The 3,131-nt window shown below is 46.5% G+C and carries 2 protein-coding genes; both read left to right on the plus strand.

Annotated features, from left to right (window positions below; translation table 11 throughout):
• The first annotated feature begins 41 nt into the window (after nt 1–41).
• Nucleotides 42–461 carry a nucleotidyltransferase substrate binding protein gene (locus KDK18_RS03660; RefSeq protein ID WP_257253290.1) on the plus strand — a complete coding sequence of 140 codons (420 nt, stop codon included), beginning with the start codon at nt 42–44 and terminating at the stop codon, nt 459–461.
• Nucleotides 454–3,131 (plus strand): HsdR family type I site-specific deoxyribonuclease (locus tag KDK18_RS03665; protein ID WP_257253291.1); only part of this gene is annotated, 2,678 nt, incomplete at its 3' end. The genes KDK18_RS03660 and KDK18_RS03665, both read left to right, overlap by 8 nt.

The following is a 3,131-nucleotide window of genomic DNA, read 5'->3' on the forward strand; positions in this document are numbered from 1 at the left end:
GTATAACAGCCTTCTACCTGAAAAAGCCATGAGGACACCCGATGAGTGAAGATATTCGCTGGATTCAACGCTTCGACAATTTTCAGCGTTCTACCAAGCAGATGGAAAACATTTTTGAGATTATGGATCGGAGGCCGCTCTCAGAGTTGGAGCGGCAGGGATTGATAAAGGCGTTTGAGTATAACTATGAACTGGCCTGGAATGTCGTCAAGGACTTTTATGAGTACCAGGGTGTTGCAGGTATTATGGGCAGTCGGGATGCGTTTCGTCAGGCGTTCAAGAGAGGACTTGTCAGTGATGGCAAGGTGTGGATGGATATGGTCGAAGATCGGATTAAAACCGTTCACACCTACCACGAAGAGGTGGCTGAAGAGGTTTTGCGGCATATCATTGATCATTACTTTTCAGCCTTGGTGGGATTGAGAAATACATTACTGGAGTGGTTAAAGAATCATGAATAAGGAGTTCGGGCTCCCTTGCGAAGACGTGTTACGTATTCGCAAGGCTCTGTTTCAGTTTCCTTTAGTGAATAAAGCTACTCTCTACGGTTCCAGGGTCAGGGGTAATTATCGTCCTGGTTCCGATATTGACCTGACCCTGGATATCAGTCCTGAGTGGACTACATCGGAAAAGAGTTATGAAGCTTACAAACTGCTGCTGGATGTGAGCGGAGTGCTTGATGACCTGAACCTGCCCTGGCTATTCGACATTTCTTTTCACCATCAAATTGACAATCCCAACTTGCTCGACCACATTCAACGGGTCGGTGTGGAATTCTACACTCCTGCAGCTTTTGCTGCCCAGCAGGAAAATGCCGAAAAGAAAAAACAATACTCTCAAGCGGCGACCCAGAGCGAGGCGCAATTGGAAGAAAACCTGATCAAGCGCCTGACCGGTCTCGGTTATGACCGGGTCGCCATCACCAGCATTGATGAATTAAAAGCCAATCTCAAGACTCAGTTAGAGAAACACAATAAGGTTGAATTGACTGAGGGCGAATTCAGGAAGGTGGTGAACCATCTCGACCAGGGCAGCGTCTTTGAGCGTGCCAAAACCCTGCGGGATAAAATGCAACTGACCCGTGACGATGGCTCTTCGCTTTATCTGGAGTTTCTGAATACCGAGCATTGGTGCCAGAATGAGTATCAAGTCACTCACCAGGTCACGGTTGAGGGTACTTATAAAAACCGTTACGACGTCACCCTGCTGATTAACGGCCTGCCTCTGGTGCAAATCGAGCTGAAACGCCGTGGCATGGAACTGAAGGAAGCGTTTAACCAGATTAACCGTTATCAGCGCCACTCCTTCTGGGCAGAAAGTGGTTTGTTCCAGTATGTGCAGTTGTTTGTGATTTCCAATGGTGTCAACACCAAGTACTATGCAAACAATCGAAAACAATCTTTCAAGCAAACCTTCTTCTGGACGGATAAAGACAACAACAAGACGACTGATCTGGAACTTTTTGCAGATGAGTTTCTGGAGAAGTGTCATCTTTCCAAGATGATCAGCCAATATATTGTGCTCCATGAGTCCGACAAGATTCTGATGGTTCTGCGCCCCTATCAGTACTATGCGGTGGAGGCCATTGTTGACCGTGTGGAGAACACGCGCAAGTTCGGTTATATCTGGCATACCACTGGCTCTGGCAAAACCCTGACCAGCTTTAAAGCTGCTCAAATTCTTACGGCTCTGCCGAAGGTGGATAAAGTGGTTTTTGTGGTCGACAGGGCCGATCTGGACTATCAAACCACTCGTGAGTTTAATCATTTCAGCAAAGGCAGCGTCGATGGCACTGTCAATACTCGTTCGCTGGTTCGACAAATAGCGGGTGATAACGGACTGATTGTTACTACCCTGCAAAAGCTCAATACCGCTATCAAAAAAACAAAGCATCAAGCGGCTATGGAGGCTTTACGGGACAAACGCATCGTCTTTATTTTTGACGAGTGCCATCGTTCTCAGTTTGGTGATACCCACAAAAATATTGTGAACTTTTTCACCGGGGCACAAATGTTCGGCTTCACGGGTACTCCGATATTCAAAGAAAACGCTACTATCAACGAACACGGCAAGCGCACCACAGACGACCTGTTTGAAAAAGCACTGCATAAGTACGTGATTACCAACGCTATCGCTGACGATAACGTTCTTAAGTTTTCCATTGAGTATTGGGGTCAGTTTGTTCAGAAGAGTGATAGCGGCACTGGTGAATGTTTTGATGAGAAAGTCACCGGCATCAATACCAAAGAGGTATTTGATGATCCTGTCAGGATAGAAAAGAATGTCGATTGGATTATTGAGAACCATCATCGTAAAACCCACAACAAGTCGTTCTCAGCCATGTTGTGTGTCAGCAGCGTTGATGCCCTGATAGCCTACTACGAGACGTTCAGACGCAAGCGTGAAGCTGGGATGCATGATTTACGGGTTGTGACTATTTTCACCTATGGCACCAATGAGGATGATGCCGACGCTAATGGGCTGATTGGAGATCCTGACTTCGAAGCTTTTGATAACAAGAACAGGCAAGGCGGTGAAAACAAACACAGCCGGGAAAAGCTGGAAGCGTTTATTGCTGATTACAACGCACTCTACAAAACCAGTCACAGCGCAAGGGATAGCAGTGCTTTTTACGCTTACTACAAAGACATCGCCAAGCGCATGAAGGAACGGGACAGGGAAACTTTTCAGGACAAGGATCGTGCCGATATTCTGTTGGTGGTGAATATGTTCCTGACCGGGTTTGACGCCAAAAAGCTCAACACCCTGTATGTCGATAAAAATCTTAAATATCATGGTTTGTTGCAGGCTTATTCCCGAACTAACCGAACGCTGAGCGAGCTGAAGTCCCAGGGCAATATTGTTTGTTTCCGCCCTTTGAAAAAGAATACCGATGATGCCATCCAGCTTTTCTCCAATACCGATGCAGACGGCACCATTTTTGTAGAGCCTTACGATCGGTATACAGAGTTATTCAATCAGGGCGTTCTGGAACTCATGGTGATTGCTCCGACACCTCAGGATGTGGATGCCCTCATCAGCGAAGATGACCAGCTGAAATTTGTCAGGGCTTTCCGTAAGCTCATCCGTATGCTTAATGTGCTTAAGTCTTTTACAGAGTTCAATTTTGT

The organism is Endozoicomonas sp. SESOKO3, from assembly GCF_024606255.1.

Coding starts and splice junctions, on each gene's coding strand:
- KDK18_RS03660 (WP_257253290.1), top strand. CDS start 42: ATGAGTGAAGATATTCGCTGGATTCAACGCTTCGACAATTTTCAGCGT.